This window comes from Streptomyces sp. AC1-42W, assembly GCF_003248355.1.
Classification (GTDB): Bacteria; Actinomycetota; Actinomycetes; order Streptomycetales; family Streptomycetaceae; genus Streptomyces.
This window is the reverse complement of sequence record NZ_QKWY01000001.1, coordinates 675,756-698,015: the sequence shown is the minus strand read 5'-3', so window position 1 is coordinate 698,015 and position 22,260 is coordinate 675,756. Positions and strand designations below refer to the sequence as shown.

The following is a 22,260-nucleotide window of genomic DNA, read 5'->3' as shown; positions in this document are numbered from 1 at the left end:
CGACCCGAAGAGGAGCCTTCCCATGACCGAGAGCCCCGAGCAGGAGTACGAGCCGGGCGACGTGGCCGTCATAGGCATGTCGTGCCGGGCGCCCGGCGCGGCCACCAAGGAGCAGTTCTGGGACAACCTGGTGCACGGCAGGGAGACCGTGTCGTTCCTGTCCAAGGACGAGATCATGGTCGACGAGACGCTGATCCACAGCCCGTACTACGTGCGGGCCTGCGGGGTGCTCGACGGCTACGACCGGTTCGACCCCACGGTGTTCGGCATCAGCGACCGGATGGCGCACGCGATGACGCCGGAGAACCGGCTGTTCCTGGAGAGCGCCTGGGAGGCGCTGGAGGACGGCGGCTACGACCCGGACCGGGTCGAGGCCGAGGTGGGCGTCTACGGCGCCAACAACCCGCAGACCGCCGCGCTCTACAGCTCCCCGCCGGACCGGGTGTCGGTCGGCCCGGAGGCGATCGAGGCCAGCCTGGCCTGGTCGCCGGACACGATGACGTCCAACGCCCTCTACTACATGGGGCTGACCGGTGAGGCCGTCACGCTGGCCGCGGTCTGCGCCGGCTTCCACTACGCGGTGCACATGGCCTGCCAGTCGCTGCTGCTGGGCCAGACCGACCTGGCGATCGCGGGCGGCGCCATGGTCCGGCTGCCGCATCCGCGCGGGCACCTGTGGGAGGAGAACCGGGTCCTGTCGAAGGACGGCCACTGCCGCCCGTTCGACGCCAACGGCACCGGTACGGCGCTGTCCAGCGGCGTCGTCACGCTGCTGCTCAAGCCGGCGGCGCGGGCGGTCGCCGACCGCGACCACGTCTACGCCGTCGTCAAGGGCTCGGCCGTCAACAACAACGGGGTCAGCGCGATGGCGTACGGCCTGGCGCAGCCGGAGCGGCTGAGCGCCTGCATCGCCGGTGCGATGGAGGTCGGCGGCGTCTCGCCCGACACGGTGTCCATGTACGAGGCGAACGGGCTCGGGCTGCCGATCACCGACGAGCTGGAGGTGCACGCGGCGACGATGGCGTTCGGCAAGCAGACCGGCATCAGCTCGATCGGCGGGGTCAAGGGCAACGTCGGCCACGGCGGTGTGGTGTCGGGCGGCTTCGGCACGATGAAGGCCGTGATGTCGCTCTACCACCGCAAGCTGGCCCGGACGATCAACCTGACGGACGTCAACCCGGACCTCGACTTCCCCAGCACCCCGTTCCTGCCGCAGCTCGAATCGGCGGACTGGCGGCCCGAGTCCGGCATCCGCCGGGCGGGCATCACCTCGATCGGCGGCGGCGGCTACAACGCGCACCTGGTCCTCGAAGAGCCGCCGGCCGCCGCCGAGCGGGAGCCGGAGGCGGCGGGCCGGCCCCGGCTGGCCGTCCTGTCGGCCATGGACGACGAGGCGCTGGCCGACCAGCGGGCGCGGCTGCGGGACCGGCTGCTGGCGGACCCCGGACTGCGCCTGGACGACGTGGTCTTCAGCCTCGCCATGGGCCGCCGGGTGATGGACCGCCGGTGGGCGGCCGTGGTCCGCAGCCGGGAGGAGCTGATCGACATACTGGCCGGTGGCGCCTCCGGCGGCCGGGCCGTCACCACCGCGGACGCGCCCCCGGTGGACGCGGAGTCCTTCCGCCACACGGACGGCGGGATCGCCCCGCGGGACGGGGACCCCTCGGCGCTCCCCGCTCTCGCCGCCGCCTGGGTGGGCGGCCGGCGGGTGGACTTCGCCGCGCTGCACGCCGGGGAGGCCGGTCACCGCGTGCCGCTGCCGACCTATCCGTTCCGGCCGCGCCGCTTCTGGCGTACGGACTGGTGAGCGTGCGCACTCCGGCGCTCGGCACCGTGGACCTCGGCGACCCGGACACCTTCGCGGACCACGACCTGGACGCGTTCTGGCGCACCCTGCGGGACACCGCCCCGGTGTACTGGAACCCTCCGGCCGGCGGCCGCGCCGGGTTCTGGGTGCTCACCCGCCACGAGGACATCCTGGCCACCTACCGGGACGACGTGAACTTCACGTCCGAGCGCGGCAACGTACTGGTCACGCTGCTGGGCGGCGGAGACGCGGCGGCGGGCCGGATGCTGGCCGTGACGGACGGCGACCGCCACCACGAGCTGCGCAAGATCCTCCAGCGGGTGCTGTCGCCCAGGGTGCTGGCCGAGGTCGCGCGCGCCGTACGGGCGAACACCCGGCAGCTGGTCCGCGAGGCCGTCGAGGCCGGCGGCTGCGACTTCGCCGGGCGGATCGCGAGCCGCATCCCGATGACCACGATCTCGAACCTCCTCGGCGTGCCCGAGGAGGACCGGGACTATCTGCTCGGCCTGACGAAGACCGCGCTGTCCACGGAGTCCACGGACGACGAGGACGCCGACGAGGTCGACGAGGTCGACTCCGAGATGGCCCGCAACGAGATCCTGATGTACTTCATGGACGTCGTGGAGGAGCGGCGCGAGTCGCCGGGCGACGATGTGATCAGCATGCTGATCGGCAGTTCGATCGACGGCGTCCCGCTGTCCGACGAGGACGTCGTCCTCAACTGCTACAGCCTGATCATCGGCGGCGACGAGACCAGCAGGCTCACGATGATCGACTGCGTCCGTACGCTCGCCTCCCGTCCCGGCCAGTGGCGGCGGCTCAAGCACGGCGAGGTCGCGATCGACACCGCGGTGGACGAGGTGCTGCGCTGGGCGTCGCCCACGATGCACTTCGGCCGCAGCGTCGTGCGGCCGGCCGAACTGCACGGCGTACGGCTGCGGCCCGGCGAGATCGTCACGCTGTGGCACGCCTCGGGCAACCGGGACGAGCGGGTCTTCGACCGGCCGGGGGAGTTCGACCTCGGCCGCACCCCCAACAAGCACCTGGCCTTCGGCTACGGCCCGCACTTCTGCGTCGGCTCCTACCTGGCGAAGGTGGAGATCGCCGAACTGCTCATGGCCCTGCGGGACTTCACCACCGGTTTCGAGCAGACCGAACCGGCGCGGCGCATCCGGTCCAACTTCCTGACCGGGTTCGCCACGCTGCCCGTGCGGTTGCGTCCCGACCACTCCGGACTGAAAGAGGTCGACCGATGAGCGGCACCCCCTTCAACGACAGCGACGGCGGCGACGGCGCCCGGCCGGTGACGCGCGCGTGAACATCTACATCTCAGGGCGGGGAGCCTTCGCGGTGCAGGTCGCGGAGGCCCTGCTGGACGAGGGACACAAGATCGCCGGGGTGGCCGCGCCCCGGCTGCGCCAGGGGCACTCGGACGAGGCCAACGCCGCGTCCTGGGACCGCCTGCGCTCCTGGGCCTACCCCCGGAGCATCGCGTGGACGGACTCCGGCGAACTGCGCGCGATGCACATCCCGGACGGCGTGGACGTGATCATCGCCGCGCACTCGCACGCCTTCCTCGGCCGCCGGACGCGGGCCAGGGCGGCCGTCGCCACGATCGGCTACCACCCGAGCCTGCTGCCGCTGCACCGCGGCCGGGACGCGATCCGCTGGACGATCCGCGACGGCGACAAGGTGACGGGCGGCAGCGTCTACCACCTGACCGAGCGCACGGACGGCGGTCCGCTCGCCGCCCAGGAGCATCTGCTCGTGCCGCCGGGCTCGACCGCGCAGAGCCTGTGGCGGGAGCATCTGGCGCCGCTCGGCGTGCGGTTGCTGCTGCGCGTGGTCGCGGATCTCGCCGGGGGCCGGCATGTCGAGGTGGAGCAGGACGAGCGGCTGGCGACCTGGGAGCCGGCGATGGGCGCGCCGCCGCTGTTCAAGCCGGAACTCATCGCCCTGCCCGGTTCGACACCCGTCGAAGGAGGCAAGTGGGCCATCCACTCACCGTGAGGACAGGGTGACGTTCTGCGGACCAAAGCGGGCCAGGGCGACAGACCGGTCATAACCGGCCATTCATTGGCCGGAGACTGGTCTTCAGGGGAGCGGGCCGACATGCCGATGCTGGAGGCAACGAGCCTGAAGGAGGCCTGCCATGGGCGACGTGCTGTGGGCCCTGTCCATCCCCGTACTGGTCGGCGCCGGCGGTCTGTACGCGGTCGGCGCCGCGTGGTGGCGGCGCCGGCACCCGGCCCCGCCGTCCCCGTACACGCAGCAGGCCGCCCGGCTGGCCGAGCGGGCGGCACTGGCGGGCGCCGAGCGGATCGTGGACGAGGCGTACGGAACGCTCGGCGCCCTCTACGACGGACAGCCGGGACCGGCCCGCCGGACACCCGCGCGACATGTCGGTGCCGCGTCCTAGGATCGGCCGTCGTGGCAGGTCGTCAGGGGCCCCGGCGCGACACGCGGGGCATCGTGGACGCGTCCGAACTGTTCGCGCGCGTACGGTTCCGGCGCCGTGAGCCCGCGCCCGAACTGCGGCCGTATCTGGAGCACTACTGGCTGATCGACTGGGACCTGACCCGGCCGTACGCCTCCCATCTCGTCCCGCACCCCAGCGTGAACCTCGTCTTCGAGCGCTATCCGGGCTGCGGCGACGAGGAGGCGGGGTACGCGGAGGTGGCGGGCGTCGGCCTGGAGCTGTTCACGCAGAAGCTGGAGGGGCGCGGGCGGGTGTGCGGGGTGCAGTTCCGGCCGGGCGGCTTCCGGCCCTTCGCCCCCGGCGCGCCCGTCTCGCGGTGGACGGGCCGGCGGCTCGCGGCGGCCGACGTGTTCGAGCCGCCCGCACCGCCCGCCGCCGTGCTGGACCCGGCCGACGAGGACGAGCGGGTCGCCGCGCTGGACGCGTACCTGCTGGCGGCCGGGCCGGAGCCGGACCCGCGCGCCGAGCGGGCGATGGCCCTGGTGGACCTGGTGCGCACGGACCGGACGATCCTGCGCGTGGAGGAACTCGCCCGCGCCGAGGGCGTGTCGCCCCGCTCCCTGCAACGGCTGTTCGCCGCGTACGTGGGCGTGGGGCCGAAGTGGGTCATCCTGCGCTACCGCATCCACGAGGCGCTGGAGCGCGCCGCCGCAGGCCCGGCCGCGGACTGGGCGGCCCTCGCCGCGGACCTCGGCTACAGCGACCAGGCACACCTGGTCAGGGACTTCACCGCGACACTCGGCGTCCCACCCACGGCCCTGACACCCCGCTGACTGTCCGAGGCGCGGCCTAGAGTGCGGGCATGGCCGCAATGGAGCAGGGTGCAGGGTCGTCCGTACGGATCGAGCCCTGGGCGCCGGGTGATCTGGAGCTGCTCCGCCGCGCCAACGCGCCGGAGCTGATGGCCCATCTCGGGGGCCCGGAGCCGGAGGGAAAGCTGCTCGGGCGTCATGCCCGCTATCTGGCGCTGAGCGCCGACCGGACGGGCCGGGGGCGGATGTTCCGCATCGCCCTGCCCGGCGTGGCGGAGGCCGTGGGCACGATCGGCTTCTGGGAGCACCACTGGCGGGGCCGGGAGGTGTACGAGACCGGCTGGACGGTCCTGCCGGAGTTCCAGGGCCGGGGCATCGCGTCGGCCGCGACCCGCGCGGTGGCCGGGGCGGCGCGCGCCGAGGGCCGGCACCGCTATCTGCACGCCTTCCCGTCCGTGGCCAACGGCCCGTCGAACGGCGTGTGCCGCAAGGCGGGCTTCACGCTGCTCGGGGAGTACGAGATCGAGTACCCGCCGGGCCATCCGCTGCTCACCAACGACTGGCGGCTGGATCTGCGCGCGGAGGCCACCGCCTGACGCCCGGCGCCGGGGGCCGGGATCGGGGGCCGGTGGGTTTATGCGTTTGACGGGCACCGGGCTCTCCTGGATATTTACCTGCGTCACGCAACCTATGTGCGAGACAGTCACCACCGACCCTCCGAGGAGACCACTCCATGCTCACGCTCGTCACCGGCTGCCGAGGCCGCGTCGGCTCCGCACTCACCGCCCTCCTGCACCAGGGCGGCCACCCCGTCCGCGCCGCCTCGCGCAACGCCGCCGAGCCGGCCCCGCCGCCCGGCGTCCCGGCAGTGACCTGCGACCTCGACGACCCGAGCACGTTCCCCGCCGCCCTGGAGGGCGTGGACGCCGTCTTCCTGTACGCGAACCCCGCGCACATCGACGCCTTCCTCACCGCCGCGCGGACGGCCGGGGTGAGCCACATCGTGCTCCTGTCCTCCAGTTCGGTCCTCGTCCCCGACCCGGCGACCAACCCGATCGCCGCCGAGCACCACGCGGTGGAGCGGGCGCTGACCGCCTCGCCCCTCACCACGACCCTGCTGCGCCCCGGCGCCTTCGCCACCAACGCCTACCAGTGGTCGGGCGCCTTCCGCTCCGGGCGCCCGGTCGGCCTGCCCTACCCGCGCAGCGAGGGCAGCCCCATCCACGAGACCGACATCGCCGAGGCCGCCCTCGCCGTGCTCACCGAACCGGCGCTCCGGGGCGCCGCGTACCACCTGACCGGGCCCGAGTCCCTGAGCGCGGCCGAGCAGGTCGAGATCCTGGCCGCCGCGTCCGGCACGCCGGTCACCGTCGAGGAGATGAGCCCGGCCGCCTGGCAGGAGGCGATGTCCCCCTTCATGCCGGCCGGAGTCGCCGAGGGCCTGCTCATGTACTGGGCGGCCACGGACGGCCGCCGCGCGGAGGTGACCGACGCGGTGGCCACGCTGGCCGGCCACCCGGCCCGCACCTTCGCGGCCTGGGCGACGGAACACGCGGCGGCCTTCCGCACCTGACACGACCGACACACCTGTCGGGCCGGCGCACCTGACGGGCCGACGGCGGGGGAAACCCGTGGCCGGTGCCGTCGCCGCGATGGCATCCTGGCCGGGTGAACGGACCGGAGATCCACCTCGAAGTCGCCCCCGAACTCAGGCTCTTCGTGGCCCATGGACGCCGGCAGGGGCGCACCCCGGTGGTCACGGACGGCTCCTCCACGCTCGGGCACGTCGTCGAGTCCCTGGGCATCCCGCTGACCGAGGCCGGTGAACTCCTCGTGGACGGCCGCCCGGCCCCCGTCTCGCACATCCCGGCGGCGGGCGAACTGGTCCAGGTCCGCCCGGTCCCGCGCCCGCAGCCCGTACCGGGCGCGCCCCTGCGCTTCCTGCTCGACGTGCACCTCGGCACGCTCGCCCGGCGGCTGCGGCTGCTCGGCGTCGACGCCGCCTACGAGAGCGAGGACATCGGCGATCCGGCCCTGGCCGCGCTCTCCGCGAAGGAGCGGCGCGTCCTGCTCTCGCGCGACCGGGGGCTGCTGCACCGCCGGGAGATCTGGGCGGGCGCGTACGTGTACAGCGACCAGCCCGACGCCCAGCTGCGGGACGTACTGGAGCGGTTCGCGCCGGCGCTCGCCCCGTGGACCCGGTGCACCGCCTGCAACGGCCCGCTGGCGGCGGCCGACAAGGACACGGTCGGCCCGCACCTGGAGCACGGGACGCGCCGTTCGTACGACGTGTTCGCGCAGTGCGCGGAGTGCGGCCGGGTCTACTGGCGCGGCGCGCACCACGCCCGGCTGGAGGCGATCGTCGCGGAGGCGGTCCGCGACTTCGGCCCGGTGGCCGGCTGACGGACGAGCCGGGCGGACCGGACGAGCAGGGCGGGCCCGGTCAGGCGTCGCCCTCGCGCAGCCGTGCGATCTGCGCCGCGCTCAGCTCCACGGTGCGCCGCATATGGGTGAGGAGCAGGGCGACCTCGTCGTCGTCGTACGCGTCGAACAGGCTGTCCCAGCCGCCGTTCAGCCGTTTCCAGACCGCGCCGAACTCCGCCATCCGCTCGGGCACGGTCGCCACGAGGACCCGCCTCCGGTCGGCGGTGTCGCGGGCGCGCGTCACATAGCCGGCCCGCTCCAGCCGGTCCACCAGCCGGGTCGCCGAACCGGTGGTGAGCCCGGTCAGCTCCGCGACCCGGCCCGTGGTGACGGGCGCCGCCTCCAGGCTGAGCAGATTGAGGCACTGGAGGTCGGTGGGGTGCAGCCCCAGCCGGTCGGCGACGGCCTGGTTGAACAGCGCGTAGGCGGCCATGTAGCGCCGCGACGCGACGGACAGCTCGGCCAGCAGCGTACTGCGGCGGGGGGACGGAACGGGCGGCATGCGCCGAGTCTACGGAGCCCGCGCGGCCCCGCCGACGACGCGGCGGCCCTCATGGCCTGCGTACACGCCCTCAGAACACGTACGTGTCCCCCGTGGCCAGGGCCAGCACCTCGTGCTCGTCGTTGCCGGTGTCCCGGTCCGTCGCCCCGCCGTTCCACGCGGTGCCGACGCGGACGACGACCTGGTCCGGCTCGCCGCGCAGCCGGAGCCCGAGGGCGATGCGCCGCTGCTGGACGCCGTCCGCGTGCAGCGGGCCGGTCCGGCACAGCACGGTCTGCGGGTCGGCCCGGAGGCAGGCGCCGGGCAGCTCCTGCGGACCGGCCAGTTCCGCGGAGAGCCGCACCCGCACGGTGACGCCGTCGAGGTCCGAAGGGCCCCGGTTCTCGCTGCGCAGCCGGATGTCGAGGGCGGAGCCCCGGAGCGTGACGTACCCGTGGTGCGACACATCCGCCTCCGGCGCGGGAGCGGCGCCGTCCGCCCGCGCCGTGCCGCCCACGAGCGGTGCCACCACCGCAGCGGCGATCGCAGCGGACATCCCCAGCCGAGTCCTACGCGTCAGAACCATGCCCCGAAGATACCCATCAGCCCGAATTGCACATATATACCCACCGGTTCGGCGCGTCCCGGGGGCCGCGGCCCGTGACAGGCTGCTCCCATGTCCGTCCTGCGCTCCACCGCCCTGTTCGTCCTCGCCGCGCTGTTCGAGATCGGCGGTGCCTGGCTCGTCTGGCAGGGCGTGCGCGAGCACCGGGGGTGGGTCTGGATCGGTGCCGGGATCATCGCGCTCGGCGCGTACGGCTTCGTGGCGACGCTCCAGCCGGACGGTGAGTTCGGCCGGGTGCTCGCGGCGTACGGCGGGGTCTTCGTGGCGGGCTCGATCGCGTGGGGGATGGCCGCCGACGGCTACCGGCCCGACCGCTGGGACGTGGCGGGCGCGCTGATCTGCCTGGCCGGGATGGCCGTGATCATGTACGCCCCCCGCAACCACTGACCCGGGCCGGGCCTGCCTATCCTGGCCGGGTTGGACCGCATCGATCACCCGTCCGAGGAGAGCCCGACCATGGCCGCATCCCCCATCGCCGTCGTCACCGGTGCGAGCAGCGGCATCGGCGCCGCGACCGCCCGGCGGCTGGCGGCCTCCGGCTACCGCGTCGTGCTCACCGCCCGCCGCAAGGACCGCATCGAGGCGCTGGCCGCCGAGATCACCGAGGCCGGCCACCAGGCGACGGCCTACCCGCTGGACGTGACGGACCGGGCCGCGGTGGACGAGTTCGCGACCGCGTTCCGCAGCCTGGCCGTGCTGGTGAACAACGCGGGCGGCGCGCTCGGGGCCGACCCGGTGGCCACCGGCGACCCGCAGGACTGGCGCCGGATGTACGAGACCAACGTCATCGGCACGCTCAACGTGACCCAGGCCCTGCTGCCCGCCCTCACGGCGAGCGGCGACGGCACCGTGGTCATCCTCTCCTCGACGGCCGGCCTGTCCACCTACGAGGGCGGTGGCGGCTACGTGGCCGCCAAGCACGGCGAACACGTCCTGGCCGAGACCCTGCGCCTGGAGATCGTCGGCACCCCGGTCCGGGTCATCGAGATCGCGCCGGGCATGGTCAAGACCGAGGAGTTCTCCACCACGCGCTTCCGGGGCGACGCGGAGAAGGCAGCCAAGGTCTACGCGGGCGTCGACGCCCCCCTGACCGCCGAGGACGTGGCCGACACGATCGACTGGGCGGTCGGCCGCCCCAGCCACGTCAACATCGACCTCCTGGTCGTCCGCCCCCGCGCCCAGGCCTCCAACTCGAAGGTGCACCGCACCAGCTGACCTCCCCGAGGGCCCTCACCCATCCGAGGGAACAGCAGCGCGATCCGCGGAAAGTGCGCGGAGCACCGGAATACGGTCGGTCACAACTTCATACAGAACGGCTCTCGGCCCGGATTGCAGCCCGGCCGAGAGCCTGACCACCAAGGAAGTGGAGCTTCCCGTGGCCGAGCACGACCCTAACGCCCCCACACTTTTCGGCAGCGATCTCCTCGCGCCCCGCACCGGCCGGTTCATGGATCTCACCGATCCCGAATACAGCTACATGTTCGGCTTCATCCAGGCCGATGGTCACCTGGCCGCCGGACCGGGCAGAAAAGGCCGCCTCACCGTCGAACTCAACGCGCGTGACATCGCGATCCTCAGCGAGTTCCAGCGACTGACCCCCTACAACTCCAGCATCAGCGAACGCGTCCGGGCCACCAACTTCTCCGATCGCCACCACTCGGCGACCTGGTCCCTCTGCTCCCTCGAAGCCCGGACCGTGATCAATGAACTGGGCCTCCCGTACGGCCGCAAGTCGCGGCGCATCAAGCCGCCTCGCGTCGACTTCTCCTCGCGTGACTACCTACGGGGTGTGATCGACGCTGACGGTTCGCTGGGCTACACCGGCCAGGGCTTCCCGTTCCTGTCACTCACCACGGCCAGCACGGCCGTGGGCGCGTACCTCTGCTTCTACGCGAAGAAAGTCACCGGCACCCGGCGCTCGATCGCACGAAACAGCCGTGATGGCGTCTACAACATCCTGTACACGATGGAGGCCGCGGTAGCACTGGCCGAGCACTTCTACTATCCGGGGTGCCTGGCGCTGCCCCGCAAACAGGCGTCGGCCGCGTCTCTTTCGGCCTGGCAACGCCCGCCGGGGCTCACACCACGGGCGAAGAACCGGCGCTGGAAACCCTGGGAGGACGAACTCCTGCTCCGCCTGGGCGACGCGGCAGTGGAACTCGACCGCACAACGGCCAGTTGCTCGGTCCGTCTGTGGCGGCTGAGATCGGGGCAGATCCCGGCATCGAGCGCCCCTGAAGCGACCACGCCCTGAGCGAAGGCGGGCGGTGCATCCGAACGCGCACCGCCCGCCCTCAGCCCTTCACGCAGATGATCTGCTTCACCTTGGCGACGACCTCCACCAAGTCCCTCTGCTGTTCCATGACCTTCTCGATCGGCTTGTAGGCGGCGGGGATCTCGTCCACGACCCCGGAGTCCTTGCGGCACTCCACGCCCTGCGTCTGCGCCGCTAGGTCACGCGCCGAGAACCGCCGCTTGGCCGCGTTCCGGCTCATCCGGCGGCCGGCGCCGTGCGAGGCCGAGTTGAACGCCTTCTCGTTGCCGAGGCCCTTGACGATGTACGTGGCCGTGCCCATGGAACCCGGGATGATCCCCAGTTCCCCCCGGCCGGCCCGGATGGCGCCCTTGCGGGTCACCAGCAGGTCCATGCCCTCGTAGCGCTCTTCCGCAACGTAGTTGTGGTGGCAGCTGACCTCCTGGCCGAAGGTCACCTTCGCCTTCTTGAACTCCTTGCGGATCACGTTCTTCAGGAGTTCCATCATGACCGCGCGGTTGTACTTCGCGTACTCCTGCGCCCAGAACAGGTCGTTGCGGTACTCGCGCATCGGCTCGGTGTCCGCGAGGAACACCGCGAGGTCGCGGTCGACCAAGCCCTGGTTGTGCGCCAGGCCCTGCGCCCGGCCGATGTGGAAGTCGGCCAGCTCCTTGCCGATGGCCCGCGAGCCGGAGTGCAGCGTGAGCCACACGGCGCCGGCCTCGTCCAGTGAGACCTCGATGTGGTGATTGCCCCCGCCGAGCGTTCCCATCTGCTTCGTGGCCCGTTCCTGACGGAACTTGACCGCTTCGGCCACTCCGTCGAACCGCTGCCAGAAGTCGTCCCAGCCCCCTGCCGCGAGGCCGTACACCTCGGACGGGTCCACCGGGTCCTGGTGCATCCCACGGCCCACCGGAATGGCCTGCTCGATCTTCGAGCGGAGGCGGGACAGGTCGCCGGGCAGGTCGTTGGCGGTGAGCGACGTCTTCACGGCGGACATGCCGCAGCCGATGTCCACGCCGACCGCGGCCGGGCAGACCGCCCCGTGCATCGCGATCACCGAGCCGACCGTGGCGCCCTTGCCGAAGTGGACGTCGGGCATGACGGCCAGGCCCTTGATCCAGGGCAGCGTGGCGACGTTGCGCAGCTGCTGCATCGCCACGTCCTCGACCGACGCCGGGTCCGTCCACATCCGGATGGGCACCCGCGCCCCCGGCACCTCTACGTACGACATAACCCCTCGATTCCCCCGGAAAGTCTCAAAGCGCAAAACCGGCGCCAAGGTCGGCAAAAACATCGCCCGACCGGCGTTCACAGCAGCGCGTGCGATACACATTGTCTCCACCGGCCGCCCTCGGGCGGCAACCGTTTTTCGCACGAAGGGAGCCCAGGACCGTGCGACGAATGGCGTACGCGACCGGCGCCGTGCTCATCGCCGCGCTCGCCGCCGGCTGCACGGGCGGCGGCGGAGCCGATGACCCCGGCGCCGACGACAAGCCCGGCATCGGGAGCGAGTCCCCCGCGCCCCCGGGCAAGTACCGCACGCTCCCCGACGCCTGCCGCGCGATCCCCCGCGCCACCCTCAAGGATCTGCTGCCGGGCACCGCCGACCTGCCCGAGGCCCAGCAGGACAAGGCTTTCGAGGGCGCCGCCACGGTCACGTACGACACCGACCGGCGCATCGGCTGCCGCTGGAAGTCCGACGCCCCGCAGGGCACCCGCGGTATCCACCTCGACTTCGAGCGCGTCGTCTCCTACGACACCTCCGTGAGCGACGACGACCGCGCCCGCGAGGTGTACGCGAAGAAGGAGGGCGCCGCCGACCTCCCCGCCCCCACGCTGCCGGACGAGTCCCCCGACGCCTCCCCCTCCGGCTCGGACACCGCCGACCCCGGCGACACGGACACCGGCACGCCCGACGACGACCCCACGGACGGCTCCGACGGCACCGGCACCCCCGGCGGGCCCGCGTCCGACGGCCCCGCCGACAGCCTCCAGCCCCGGCTCCTCGACGGCCTCGGCGACAGCGCGTTCCTCGACGACGTCCTGACCCGGTCCGGATCGACGGCCCGCTACCGCACCGTCAGCGTGGTGTTCCGCACATCCAACGTCATCGTGACCGTCGAGTACACCGCCCAGCCCGCCCTCCCCACCGAGGTGCCCGACAGCGCGGAACTGCAGGAGAAGGCGCAGGCACTGGCCCGGCAGCTGGTCGATTCGTTCGACGAATGAGACCGCCCGGGGCCCGCCCCGGCCCGCGCCGGACCACCCCGCGGCCCGGCCGGCGAAGGCGGCATCCGTCCGCCGTCCGACGTACCGTGGCCCTCCGGAACCGACCACCGCGCCATCCGAGTGAAGGAACCATGCACCGATCAGCTTCGCGACTCACCCGCATACTCGCCTGCGCCGCCGTACCGGTGATGCTCGTCGTCGCCGGCTGTTCGTCGGACTCCGGCGGGGACAAGGACGCGGACAGCACCGCCTCCGCCTCGCCCGAGGCGACGAAGACGGAACCGGCCGTGGAGCCCGCGAAGTTCGCCGTGCTGCCCGACCCCTGCACGTCGGTCGAGGGGAAGACCGTCAAGTCCCTGGTCCCCTCCGCCAAGAAGAAGAACGGCACCCGCAGCAAGTCCGGCGACGCCTCGCTCCGGGGCGGCTGCTCCTGGAACGGGCTGGCCGACAAGGGCGTCAAGGGCTCCCAGTACCGCTGGCTGGACGTCGGCTTCACCCGCTTCGCCTCCGACCAGACCCTGGGCAGCGGGGCCACCCGCGCCGGCGAGGAGCTCGCCAAGCAGGTCAAGAAGGCCGAGGCCACCGACGACGCGAAGAACGTCGCGTCCGCCGCCGTCACCGGCATCGGCGACGAGGCCACCAAGGTCACGTACGAGCAGAACAAGACCGGCGAGACGTTCCGGTTCACGACGATCGTCGTCCGCACGGAGAACGTCGTCGTGGTCGTCAACTACAACGGCGCCGGTTACGCGGGCTCCAAGACGCCCTCCGCCGAGACCATCCTCAAGGGCGCCACCATGGCGGCCGAGGACGCGGTCGCCGCCGTGGCCGAGGCCAACGAGAGCGCCGCCGCGAGCCCGAAGGCAACGGAGAAGGCGAAGGACGGGGACACCGACAAGGCGTCCGACAGCTCCTCCAAGAAGCCCTCGGCAAAGTCCGGTTCGTCGGCGGGGAAGAAGTCCTCGGACTGACGCCGGAGGAACCCCCAGCTCCTCCCCCCCCCCCCCCGCGACACTCCTCGCACACATGTGCCAGGCTGTGCCCGCCGGAATCAAGCCACGGCGGCTCGGACGAGACGTCAGAACGACGCCCCGGCGCCGAGGACCAGGGAACAGGGAGGGGATGGGGGGTGGCTGCGATGCAGCTGACGCGCACGCATCGGGTGCTCATCGGGCTGGTCGTGGCCGGCGCGGTGCTGATCGCCGCGATCGGCTTCGCCGGTTCGTACGCGGCGGTGCGCGAGCTGGCCCTGAGCAAGGGGTTCGGTGACTTCTCGCTGGTCTTCCCGATCGGCATCGACGCGGGCATCTGCGTCCTGCTGGCCCTGGACCTGCTGCTGACCTGGCTGCGCATCCCGTTCCCGCTGCTGCGCCAGACCGCCTGGCTGCTGACGGCCGCGACCATCGCGTTCAACGGCGCCGCCGCCTGGCCCGACCCGCTCGGCGTCGGCATGCACGCGGTCATCCCCGTCCTCTTCGTCGTCGCCGTCGAGGCCGCCCGCCACGCCGTGGGCCGGATCGCGGACATCACCGCCGACAAGCACATGGAGGGCGTCCGCCTCACCCGCTGGCTGCTCTCCCCGATCCCCACCTTCCGGCTCTGGCGCCGGATGAAGCTGTGGGAGCTGCGCAGCTACGAGCAGGTCATCAAGCTGGAGCAGGACCGGCTGATCTACCAGGCCCGCCTCCAGGCCCGCTACGGCCGCTCCTGGCGCCGCAAGGCGCCCGTGGAGTCCCTGATGCCGCTGCGCCTCGCGAAGTACGGCGTACCGCTCGCCGAGACCGGCCCGGCCGGGCTCGCCGCCGCCGGCATCGAACCGGCCCTCCTGCCCCCGGCCCCCGCCCCGGAACCGGTGGCCGCGCCGCAGGCCGCCCCGGCCGCGCCCGCCGTGGAGAGCGCCCAGCCGCACCCGGAGCTGCCACAGGCCCCGGCCCCGGAGGCCGTCCCCGTACCGGAGGAGCCGCAGGGGCCCCAGCAGGACGCCGGGCCCGACGCCGGGCAGCCCGCCGAGGACGACAACCCGTGGTTCCCGCAGCAGGCGACGGCCAAGGTCTACGAGGGCGCGTACGACCCGGACTACGAGGTCGAGGTCCCGACGCCGCACCAGGTCCCCTCGGGCGCGGGCGGCCGCACCCGGCCCCTGGGCAACGTGGGCACGGTCGGCAGCGTCCCCCCGGACGGCCCGTACGCCCAGGGCCCCGCCCCCACGCCCGTACCCGCCCCCGCGCCCGTGCGGGAGTGGACGCCGGAGGACGAGGAGTTCGGCCAGATCGCGTACGAGGTGTTCTCGGCGTACGTCGCGGAGAACAACGACTACCCGAGCGTCGCGGTGCTGGACATACACCTGTCGGACGGGCACAACGTCCGCCACCCGCGCGGCGAGGCCCTGATCCGGCAGCTGATGCCGGAGTTCAAGCGGCGCTTCCACGCGGAGCTGGAGGCCGACCACATCGCGTAGGCCCCGGATACGCCGATGGGGCCGCCCCCCGCGTGGGAGGCGGCCCCGTCGGCGTATCCGGCTAGGCGCCCAGCAGCCTGCGCACCCGGTCCGCGCCGACCGCCAGCAGCAGCGTCGGCAGGCGCGGGCCCGTGTCACGGCTGACGAGCAGCCGGTACAGCAGCGCGAAGAACGACCGCTGGGCGGTCTTCAGCTCGGGCGTCGGCTTCGCGTCGGGCTCCAGCCCCGCGAGGACCTTCGGCACGCCGTAGACCAGCGTGGTCAGGCCGTCCAGAGACCAGTGCGTGTCCAGGCCCTCCAGGAGCAGCCGGATCGACTCGCGGCCCTCGTCGTCGAGCGAGCCGAGCAGCTCCTTGTCGGGCTCGTCGCGGACGATGGTGCGGGCCTCGGCCGGGACCTGGGTGGTGATCCAGTTCTCGGCGCGGTCGAGGCGCGGTCGGGCCTCGTCCAGCGAGGTGAGCGGGTTGGCCGGGTCCAGCTCGCTGAGGATGCGCAGCGTCTGGTCCTCCGCGCCGGCGGTGATGTCGGCGACGGAGGCCAGCGTGCGGTACGGCAGCGGGCGCGGGGTGCTCGGCAGCTCACCGGCGGCCGTGCGGACCGCGCGGGAGTGCGCGGCGGCGTCGGCCGGGAGCACGGTGCCGTCGGCGACCTTGCGCTCCAGCGAGTCCCACTCGTCGTAGAGCCGCTGGATCTCCTGGTCGAACGCGATCTTGAAGGACTGGTTGGGCCTGCGGCGGGCGTACAGCCAGCGCAGCAGCGGGGCCTCCATGATCTTCAGCGCGTCGGCCGGGGTCGGCACGCCGCCCTTGCTGGAGGACATCTTGGCCATGCCGGAGATGCCCACGAAGGCGTACATGGGGCCGATCGGCTGGACGCCGCCGAAGATCTCGCGGACGATCTGGCCGCCGACGACGAAGGAGGAGCCGGGCGAGGAGTGGTCGACGCCGCTGGGCTCGAAGATCACGCCCTCGTACGCCCAGCGCATGGGCCAGTCGACCTTCCAGACCAGCTTGCCCCGGTTGAACTCGTTCAGCCGGACCGTTTCGGCGAAGCCGCAGGCCGTGCAGGTGTAGTTCAGCTCGGTGGTGTCGTCGTCGTACGAGGTGACGGTGGTGAGGTCCTTCTCGCAGTTGCCGCAGTACGGCTTGTACGGGAAGTAGCCGGCGGAGCCGCCGCTGCCGTCGTCCTCGCTCGCCGCGCCGGAGCCGGCCTCGGCCTCCAGCTCGGCCTCGTCCACCTTCTTCTGCTGCGGCTTCTTGCCGCCCTTGCCGCCGGCCGCCGGGTCCTTCTTGGTGCGGTAGCGGTCGAGGACGGCGTCGATGTCGGCGCGGTGGCGCATGGCGTGCAGGATCTGCTCGCGGTACGTGCCCGCGAGGTACTGCTCCGTCTGGCTGATCGGGTCGTAGTCGACGCCCAGCGCGGCCAGGGACTCCGTCATGGCGGCCTTGAAGTGCTCGGCCCAGTTCGGGTACGCGGACCCGGCCGGGGCGGGCACCGAGGTCAGCGGCTTGCCGATGTGCTCGGCCCACGACTCGTCGATCCCGGCGACGCCGCCCGGCACCTTGCGGTAGCGGTCGTAGTCGTCCCAGGAGATGAGGTGGCGCACGGTGTGGCCGCGCCGGCGGATCTCGTCGGCGACCAGGTGCGGGGTCATGACCTCGCGGAGGTTGCCCAGGTGGATCGGGCCGGACGGGGAGAGCCCGGAGGCGACGACGACCGGTTTGCCAGGCGCACGACGCTCCGATTCGGCGATGACCTCGTCCGCGAAGCGGGAGACCCAGTCGGTCTCGGTGCTGCTCTGACTCTGAGCCACGGTCGGCACGTCCTTCTCTCGGGTAGGACTTCAGAGCGTGTCGGCAGACCCGCGCCCGGGCCCGAGGGGCCTGGCACCGCCGCCTCCCGCGTTGTCGTCGGTCGCCATGGCTCCGCCATGACTCCCTCCTCCGCCTTGGACTCGACGGCACCAGACCCCTCGGCCTGATCCGGACGGGGGTCTGCCGACACGCTCTCATAGGGGCGTCGACCATTCTCCCAGGTGGACCCCGCAGCGCGAAAACGGCTTTGCGTGCGGCCGCGCACGCCGTGGGATACTCGGGATCACCCCTTGTACCCCTACGGAAACGGCAGCCCGTCCCATGCCTGAGCACGGCTCGGTCAATTCCCTCGCTTCCACGCTCCAGCAGCAGCTGGCGGACGCCCTCTCGGCAGCCCTGCCGGAGGCCGGTCACGCCGACCCGCTGCTGCGCCGAAGCGACCGGGCCGACTTCCAGGCCAACGGCATCCTGGCGCTCGCCAAGAAGCTCAAGGGCAACCCGCGCGAGCTGGCCGCCGAGGTGACCGAGGCGCTGCCCGCATCCGACCTGATCAAGGACGTCGAGGTCTCCGGCCCCGGCTTCCTGAACGTCACGCTCACGGACCGGGCGATCACCTCGACGCTCGCCGCGCGCGCCGCCGACGCGGACCGGCTGGGCGTCCCGGTGAACGGGTCGGCCGGCACCACCGTGATCGACTACGCCCAGCCGAACGTGGCCAAGGAGATGCACGTCGGCCATCTGCGGTCCGCCGTGATCGGTGACGCGATGGTGCGGATTCTGGAGTTCACCGGCGAGTCCGTGGTCCGGCGCCACCACATCGGCGACTGGGGCACCCAGTTCGGCATGCTCATCCAGTACCTCGTCGAGCACCCGGACGAGCTGGACCACCGGGCCGCCGCCGGGGACGAGGCGTCCGAGGGCGAGGCCGCCATGTCCTCGCTCAACCGGCTCTACAAGGCGTCGCGGGCCCTGTTCGACTCGGACGAGGAGTTCAAGGCGCGCTCGCGGGACCGGGTGGTGGCGCTCCAGGCGGGCGACCCCGAGACGCTGGCGATGTGGCAGCGGTTCGTGGACGAGTCGAAGATCTACTTCTACTCGGTCTTCGACAAGCTGGACATGGAGATCGACGACCCCGACATCGTCGGCGAGTCCGGCTACAACGACATGCTGGAGGAGACCTGCCGCATCCTGGAGGAGACGGGCGTCGCCGTCCGCTCCGAGGGTGCGCTGTGCGTCTTCTTCGACGACGTCCTGGGCCCCGACGGCAACAAGGTCCCGCTGATCGTCAAGAAGACGAACGGCGGCTACGGCTACGCGGCGACCGACCTGTCCGCGATCCGCGACCGGGTGCGGAACCTCAAGGCGGACACCCTGCTGTACGTGGTGGACGCGCGGCAGTCGCTGCACTTCAAGATGGTCTTCGAGACGGCCCGGCGGGCCGGCTGGCTGAACGACGACGTGAAGGCGCACCAGCTGGCGTTCGGCACGGTGCTCGGCAAGGACGGCAAGCCGTTCAAGACCCGTGAGGGCGTCACGGTCCGGCTGGAGGACCTGCTGGACGAAGCGGTCGACCGGGCGACGGCCGTGGTCCGCGAGAAGGCCGCGAAGGTGGGCCTGTCGGAGCGGGAGATCGTCGAGAACGGCCGGTACGTGGGCGTGGGCGCCGTGAAGTACGCGGACCTGTCGACCTCCGCCGTGCGGGACTACAAGTTCGACCTGGACCAGATGGTGTCGCTGAACGGCGACACGTCGGTGTACCTCCAGTACGCGTACGCGCGCATCCAGTCGATCCTGCGCAAGGCGGGCGACGCGAAGCCCGTCGCGCACCCGGAGCTGGAGCTGGCCCCGGCCGAGCGGGCGCTGGGCCTGCATCTGGACCAGTTCGGCGAGGTACTGGCCGAGGTGGCCGCCCACTACGAGCCGCACAAGCTGGCCGCGTACCTCTACCAGCTCGCGTCGCACCTGACGACGTTCTACGACCAGTGCCACGTCCTGAGCGACGACAACCCGGCCGAGGTCGTGGAGAACCGGCTGTTCCTCGTCGAGCTGACCGCGCGCACCCTGCACCGGGGCATGGCCCTGCTCGGCATCCGGACCCCCGAGCGCCTCTGAACAGGCTTTCGACCCGTACGTGTGGTGTGGCCGCGGCGGCCCACTGATCCGGCGGTATCGCGGACAGTGAGCACCCGTACACATAACTTGTACGGGTCGGGCAGGCGTGAAGTGGGTGCCCGGGTGGGGAGCGAGCACCGTATGCACAACAAGAGCCGTCGGCGCAAAGACGCGTCGATCATGAAGATGATGGGCGCCCTCGTCGCCCATTTCCGCCGCATGGCCGGGCTGACCCAGCAACAACTGGCGGACGCCGCGGTCGTCCAGCCGGAGACGATCGCGTCGATCGAACAGGGCCGCCGGAGCCTGGTCCCGGCCCTGGCCCGGACGCTGGACGGGATCATGGACACGAAGGGCGCGCTGCTGGCGGCGTTGGACAACCTGCCGGAGATGGTCCTGACGCCGGTCTGGGCCGAGGCCTACATGGACCTGGAGAAGCACGCGCTGGCGCTGTCCTGGTACGACAACCAGGTCCTGCCGGGTCTCCTCCAGACCGAGGCGTACGCCCGCGCGGTCTTCCGCAACCGTGTCCCGGCCTTCAGCGAGGAGGAGATCGAGGAGCAGACGACCGGCCGGATCGAGCGCCAGGAGATCCTGCACCGCAAGTCGCCGCCGACGATCAGCTTCGTGATCTGGGAGCCGGTGCTCAGGATGCGGTTGGTCGGCGACGAGGAGCACCGGGAGCAGCTGCGGCATCTGATCCGCGTCGCCCAACTCCCGGGCGTCTGCCTGCAGATCCTGCCCCTGGACAGCCGGGTCCACGCCGGGCTCGACGGCCCATTCATCCTGCTGGAGACGCCCGACTTCCAGCGCGTCGCGTACTCCGAAACGCAGCGCGGCAGCCTGCTGGTGTCCGATCCCGACGAGATCAGCATCCTCACGCAGAAATATGCGATGCTGCGAACCCAGGCGCTGACGCCACAGGAATCTTTGCGCCTGCTGAGGATCTTGCTGGGAGAGCAATGAGCACTGCACGTACGTGGTTCAAGTCCAGCTACAGCGGCAGCGAAGGCGGCCAGTGCCTGGAAGTCGCCTACGACTGGTTCAAGTCGAGCTACAGCGGCAGCGAAGGCGGCGCCTGCCTGGAGGTCGCCTACCACTGGGTGAAGTCCAGCTACAGCAGCGACGAAGGCGGTCAGTGCGTCGAGGTCGCGACGCACACCGCCGCCGTGCATGTGCGCGACTCCAAGAACCTGGAGGGCCCCGTGCTCACCCTGGCGCCCACCAGCTGGGCGGCGTTCACCGGGCACGTGGGGCGCTGAGCTCGTAACCAATGGGGGCCAATGCCCCCATTGGTCTTGACCAATTTCCCCAAATATGAGAATCATGGCCGGAGTCGCCACAGAACCTTCATAACTGCTCCGCAGGAGACCACCGCACTATGCGCATACCGACCTCAGCCGCCCTCGCGGCCCTCGGCGGTGCCCTCGTTCTCGGGCTCACCGTCGCTCCGGCCGCCCAGGCCGCCCCCGCCACGGCGGACTGCACCACCGACGCCTTCGGAATCGCCGGTAAGTACGGCGAGTTCGTCCTCGGGGACGACGTCCACTCCCCCGACGCGGAAGGCGCCGTGGCCGTCGGCGGCAACGCGGACTTCCGGGGCGGGTTCAGCGTCGGCAACGAGCTGACGGCCGCCCAGGTCGACGCGCTGCCCGGCCGGGCCTCGCTCGTCGTGCGCGGCGACCTGCTCAACGGCGGCTCCGCCACCGTCGTCATGAAGGGCAACGCCGTCGTCGGCGGCGCGGTCAAGGACCGCGCGGTCGAGCTGCACAACGGCAGCTTCAGCCAGAAGGCCGACCTCATCGACTTCGACGCCGAGTTCACCAAGCTCCGCGCCTACTCGGACGCGCTGGCCAAGGAGTCCGCGACCTCCGGCGCCGAGGTGAAGCTCGACGGCAGCCGCCTCACGTTCACCGGCACCGACGACGGCCGCAACGTCTTCACCGTCCCCGCCTCCCAGCTGGAGCAGGCCAAGGACATCTTCATCAAGGTCCCGGCGGGCGCGACGACGATCATCAACGTCACCGGCCAGGCGTACGACATGGCCGCCGCCGGCACCACCGGCTTCTTCCTGTCGGGCGGCCAGGACTTCGTCCTGGACGACAAGCTGCAGAGCGCCAACGGCGGCGCGGTCCGCGCCAAGCTCCTGTGGAACTTCCCCGACGCCACCAAGATCGTGAAGAGCAGCAAGGCCGCCTGGCCGGGCAGCGTCCTCGCGCCCGACGCGCACCTGGAACTGGGCACCGCCGCCCCGGTCAACGGTTCGGTGTGGGTCGCCTCGCTGCACGGCTCGGGCGGTGCCGAGACGCACCACTTCCCGTTCACCGGCTGCCTCCCCGAGGTCCCCGGCACGCCGTCCACCCCGTCGCCGAGCACCACCCCGAGCGGCACGCCCTCGACGACGCCCCCGGCGACCGCGACCCCGTCCGCCTCGGTGCCGCCCTCCGGCAGCGCCACGCCGTCCGGCACCCCGTCCGGCACGACGACGCCGGGCGCCCCGGCCCCGTCCGCCAGCCCCTCGGAGCCCGGTGACGGCGACCTGGCGGAGACCGGCAGCAGCAACATGATCCCGATCACCATCGGCGGCGCCCTCGTCGTCGCCGCCGGTGCGAGCATGGTGGTCGTGGCCCGCCGCCGCAAGCGCGCCTGACCCACCTGACGACAACGGCCCCCGAAGCGCCTCCGCCGAGGCACCCGGGGGCCGTTGCCCGTCCACGCCCACCCGGCGGCGTACGGGGAACACCCCTCGCGGCCCTGCGGTAAAGCACCGGCCCGAATCCGGGCCGGATGGCATGATCGGGGCCGGGTTCAGAGCCTGTCGG

22 protein-coding genes are annotated in these 22,260 nt (G+C 72.0%); 18 read left to right on the top strand and 4 right to left on the bottom strand.

Translation table 11 applies throughout. The features are described 5' to 3' along the window. Positions 1–22: 22 nt before the first annotated feature. The 8 genes from DNK56_RS03190 (at position 23) to DNK56_RS03155 (ending at position 7,441) form a co-directional block, all read left to right on the top strand. Positions 23–1,807, top strand: a complete 1,785-nt coding sequence (locus tag DNK56_RS03190) for a beta-ketoacyl synthase N-terminal-like domain-containing protein (protein WP_111330220.1) — start codon at positions 23–25, stop codon at positions 1,805–1,807. Continuing rightward, a complete protein-coding gene (locus DNK56_RS03185; RefSeq protein ID WP_111330218.1) occupies positions 1,804–3,063 on the top strand; it encodes a cytochrome P450 in 1,260 nt (419 codons plus the stop codon). Before DNK56_RS03190 ends, DNK56_RS03185 begins: the two co-directional genes overlap by 4 nt. Positions 3,064–3,121: 58 nt before the next feature. Continuing rightward, positions 3,122–3,817, top strand: a complete 696-nt coding sequence (locus tag DNK56_RS03180) for a formyltransferase family protein (protein WP_241989734.1) — start codon at positions 3,122–3,124, stop codon at positions 3,815–3,817. 142 nt (positions 3,818–3,959) lie between these two features. Continuing rightward, positions 3,960–4,226 (top strand): hypothetical protein, encoded by a 267-nt coding sequence (locus tag DNK56_RS03175; RefSeq protein WP_111330216.1) that lies wholly within the window; start codon positions 3,960–3,962, stop codon positions 4,224–4,226. An 11-nt stretch (positions 4,227–4,237) separates the two neighbouring features. Continuing rightward, on the top strand, positions 4,238–5,059 hold the full coding sequence (locus DNK56_RS03170) for a helix-turn-helix domain-containing protein (RefSeq protein WP_111330214.1): 822 nt from the start codon (positions 4,238–4,240) through the stop codon (positions 5,057–5,059). 38 nt (positions 5,060–5,097) lie between these two features. After that, positions 5,098–5,634 carry a GNAT family N-acetyltransferase gene (locus tag DNK56_RS03165; RefSeq protein ID WP_446750453.1) on the top strand — a complete coding sequence of 179 codons (537 nt, stop codon included), beginning with the start codon at positions 5,098–5,100 and terminating at the stop codon, positions 5,632–5,634. Between the two features lie 137 nt (positions 5,635–5,771). After that, positions 5,772–6,611 (top strand): NAD(P)H-binding protein, encoded by an 840-nt coding sequence (locus DNK56_RS03160; protein ID WP_111330210.1) that lies wholly within the window; start codon positions 5,772–5,774, stop codon positions 6,609–6,611. 95 nt (positions 6,612–6,706) lie between these two features. Beyond that, positions 6,707–7,441, top strand: a complete 735-nt coding sequence (locus tag DNK56_RS03155; RefSeq protein WP_111330208.1) for a Mut7-C RNAse domain-containing protein — start codon at positions 6,707–6,709, stop codon at positions 7,439–7,441. Between the two features lie 40 nt (positions 7,442–7,481). Here DNK56_RS03155 and DNK56_RS03150 read toward each other — a convergent pair whose 3' ends face one another. Further along, positions 7,482–7,964 carry a MarR family winged helix-turn-helix transcriptional regulator gene (locus DNK56_RS03150; protein ID WP_111330206.1) on the bottom strand — a complete coding sequence of 161 codons (483 nt, stop codon included), beginning with the start codon at positions 7,962–7,964 and terminating at the stop codon, positions 7,482–7,484. A 70-nt stretch (positions 7,965–8,034) separates the two neighbouring features. Beyond that, on the bottom strand, positions 8,035–8,499 hold the full coding sequence (locus tag DNK56_RS03145; protein WP_111330204.1) for a hypothetical protein: 465 nt from the start codon (positions 8,497–8,499) through the stop codon (positions 8,035–8,037). A 120-nt stretch (positions 8,500–8,619) separates the two neighbouring features. On the opposite strand from DNK56_RS03145, the gene DNK56_RS03140 reads away from it, so the two are divergent. The 3 genes from DNK56_RS03140 to DNK56_RS03130 all read left to right on the top strand — a co-directional run bounded on the left by DNK56_RS03140 (position 8,620) and on the right by DNK56_RS03130 (position 10,822). Next, entirely contained in the window at positions 8,620–8,955 is a 336-nt protein-coding gene (locus DNK56_RS03140) for a YnfA family protein (RefSeq protein ID WP_111330202.1), read from the top strand. 69 nt (positions 8,956–9,024) lie between these two features. Then, entirely contained in the window at positions 9,025–9,783 is a 759-nt protein-coding gene (locus DNK56_RS03135) for an SDR family NAD(P)-dependent oxidoreductase (RefSeq protein WP_111330200.1), read from the top strand. A 160-nt stretch (positions 9,784–9,943) separates the two neighbouring features. Next, the gene (locus tag DNK56_RS03130) at positions 9,944–10,822 is read left to right on the top strand and encodes a hypothetical protein (RefSeq protein WP_111330198.1); all 879 of its coding nucleotides are present in this window, start codon (positions 9,944–9,946) and stop codon (positions 10,820–10,822) included. Positions 10,823–10,862: 40 nt separating this feature from the next. Here the strand turns inward: DNK56_RS03130 and DNK56_RS03125 are convergent, their stop codons facing one another. Further along, positions 10,863–12,056, bottom strand: coding sequence for an RtcB family protein (locus DNK56_RS03125; RefSeq protein ID WP_111330196.1), 1,194 nt, complete (start codon positions 12,054–12,056; stop codon positions 10,863–10,865). A 170-nt stretch (positions 12,057–12,226) separates the two neighbouring features. Here DNK56_RS03125 and DNK56_RS03120 point away from each other — a divergent pair, with 170 nt between their 5' ends. The 3 genes from DNK56_RS03120 (at position 12,227) to DNK56_RS03110 (ending at position 15,512) form a co-directional block, all read left to right on the top strand. Further along, a complete protein-coding gene (locus tag DNK56_RS03120; RefSeq protein WP_111330194.1) occupies positions 12,227–13,054 on the top strand; it encodes a DUF3558 domain-containing protein in 828 nt (275 codons plus the stop codon). 131 nt (positions 13,055–13,185) lie between these two features. Then, positions 13,186–14,025, top strand: a complete 840-nt coding sequence (locus DNK56_RS03115) for a DUF3558 domain-containing protein (protein ID WP_111330192.1) — start codon at positions 13,186–13,188, stop codon at positions 14,023–14,025. A gap of 167 nt (positions 14,026–14,192) precedes the next feature. Further along, positions 14,193–15,512, top strand: coding sequence for a DUF2637 domain-containing protein (locus DNK56_RS03110; RefSeq protein WP_111330190.1), 1,320 nt, complete (start codon positions 14,193–14,195; stop codon positions 15,510–15,512). Between the two features lie 61 nt (positions 15,513–15,573). Here the strand turns inward: DNK56_RS03110 and lysS are convergent, their stop codons facing one another. Beyond that, positions 15,574–17,334 (bottom strand): lysine--tRNA ligase, encoded by a 1,761-nt coding sequence (gene lysS / locus DNK56_RS03105; RefSeq protein ID WP_199563901.1) that lies wholly within the window; start codon positions 17,332–17,334, stop codon positions 15,574–15,576. 313 nt (positions 17,335–17,647) lie between these two features. Here lysS and argS point away from each other — a divergent pair, with 313 nt between their 5' ends. The 4 genes from argS to DNK56_RS03085 all read left to right on the top strand — a co-directional run bounded on the left by argS (position 17,648) and on the right by DNK56_RS03085 (position 22,088). Then, on the top strand, positions 17,648–19,438 hold the full coding sequence (gene argS, locus DNK56_RS03100; RefSeq protein WP_111330188.1) for an arginine--tRNA ligase: 1,791 nt from the start codon (positions 17,648–17,650) through the stop codon (positions 19,436–19,438). 180 nt (positions 19,439–19,618) lie between these two features. Further along, positions 19,619–20,404 carry a helix-turn-helix domain-containing protein gene (locus DNK56_RS03095; RefSeq protein ID WP_111335389.1) on the top strand — a complete coding sequence of 262 codons (786 nt, stop codon included), beginning with the start codon at positions 19,619–19,621 and terminating at the stop codon, positions 20,402–20,404. Beyond that, positions 20,401–20,700, top strand: coding sequence for a DUF397 domain-containing protein (locus tag DNK56_RS03090; protein WP_111330186.1), 300 nt, complete (start codon positions 20,401–20,403; stop codon positions 20,698–20,700). The genes DNK56_RS03095 and DNK56_RS03090 overlap by 4 nt, the downstream gene beginning before the upstream one ends. 119 nt (positions 20,701–20,819) lie before the next feature. After that, positions 20,820–22,088 carry a choice-of-anchor A family protein gene (locus tag DNK56_RS03085; RefSeq protein WP_111330184.1) on the top strand — a complete coding sequence of 423 codons (1,269 nt, stop codon included), beginning with the start codon at positions 20,820–20,822 and terminating at the stop codon, positions 22,086–22,088. The last annotated feature ends 172 nt before the right edge of the window (positions 22,089–22,260 follow it).

Excerpts from the sequence above, each read along its gene's own strand:
- DNK56_RS03115 (WP_111330192.1), top strand. The coding sequence starts at position 13,186 with ATGCACCGATCAGCTTCGCGACTCACCCGCATACTCGCCTGCGCCGCC.
- DNK56_RS03140 (WP_111330202.1), top strand. The coding sequence starts at position 8,620 with ATGTCCGTCCTGCGCTCCACCGCCCTGTTCGTCCTCGCCGCGCTGTTC.
- DNK56_RS03110 (WP_111330190.1), top strand. The coding sequence starts at position 14,193 with ATGCAGCTGACGCGCACGCATCGGGTGCTCATCGGGCTGGTCGTGGCC.
- DNK56_RS03165 (WP_446750453.1), top strand. The coding sequence starts at position 5,098 with ATGGAGCAGGGTGCAGGGTCGTCCGTACGGATCGAGCCCTGGGCGCCG.
- DNK56_RS03120 (WP_111330194.1), top strand. The coding sequence starts at position 12,227 with ATGGCGTACGCGACCGGCGCCGTGCTCATCGCCGCGCTCGCCGCCGGC.
- DNK56_RS03135 (WP_111330200.1), top strand. The coding sequence starts at position 9,025 with ATGGCCGCATCCCCCATCGCCGTCGTCACCGGTGCGAGCAGCGGCATC.
- DNK56_RS03085 (WP_111330184.1), top strand. The coding sequence starts at position 20,820 with ATGCGCATACCGACCTCAGCCGCCCTCGCGGCCCTCGGCGGTGCCCTC.
- DNK56_RS03125 (WP_111330196.1), bottom strand. The coding sequence starts at position 12,056 with ATGTCGTACGTAGAGGTGCCGGGGGCGCGGGTGCCCATCCGGATGTGG.
- DNK56_RS03175 (WP_111330216.1), top strand. The coding sequence starts at position 3,960 with ATGGGCGACGTGCTGTGGGCCCTGTCCATCCCCGTACTGGTCGGCGCC.
- DNK56_RS03095 (WP_111335389.1), top strand. The coding sequence starts at position 19,619 with ATGAAGATGATGGGCGCCCTCGTCGCCCATTTCCGCCGCATGGCCGGG.
- argS (WP_111330188.1), top strand. The coding sequence starts at position 17,648 with ATGCCTGAGCACGGCTCGGTCAATTCCCTCGCTTCCACGCTCCAGCAG.
- DNK56_RS03190 (WP_111330220.1), top strand. The coding sequence starts at position 23 with ATGACCGAGAGCCCCGAGCAGGAGTACGAGCCGGGCGACGTGGCCGTC.
- DNK56_RS03150 (WP_111330206.1), bottom strand. The coding sequence starts at position 7,964 with ATGCCGCCCGTTCCGTCCCCCCGCCGCAGTACGCTGCTGGCCGAGCTG.
- DNK56_RS03160 (WP_111330210.1), top strand. The coding sequence starts at position 5,772 with ATGCTCACGCTCGTCACCGGCTGCCGAGGCCGCGTCGGCTCCGCACTC.
- DNK56_RS03145 (WP_111330204.1), bottom strand. The coding sequence starts at position 8,499 with ATGTCCGCTGCGATCGCCGCTGCGGTGGTGGCACCGCTCGTGGGCGGC.
- DNK56_RS03090 (WP_111330186.1), top strand. The coding sequence starts at position 20,401 with ATGAGCACTGCACGTACGTGGTTCAAGTCCAGCTACAGCGGCAGCGAA.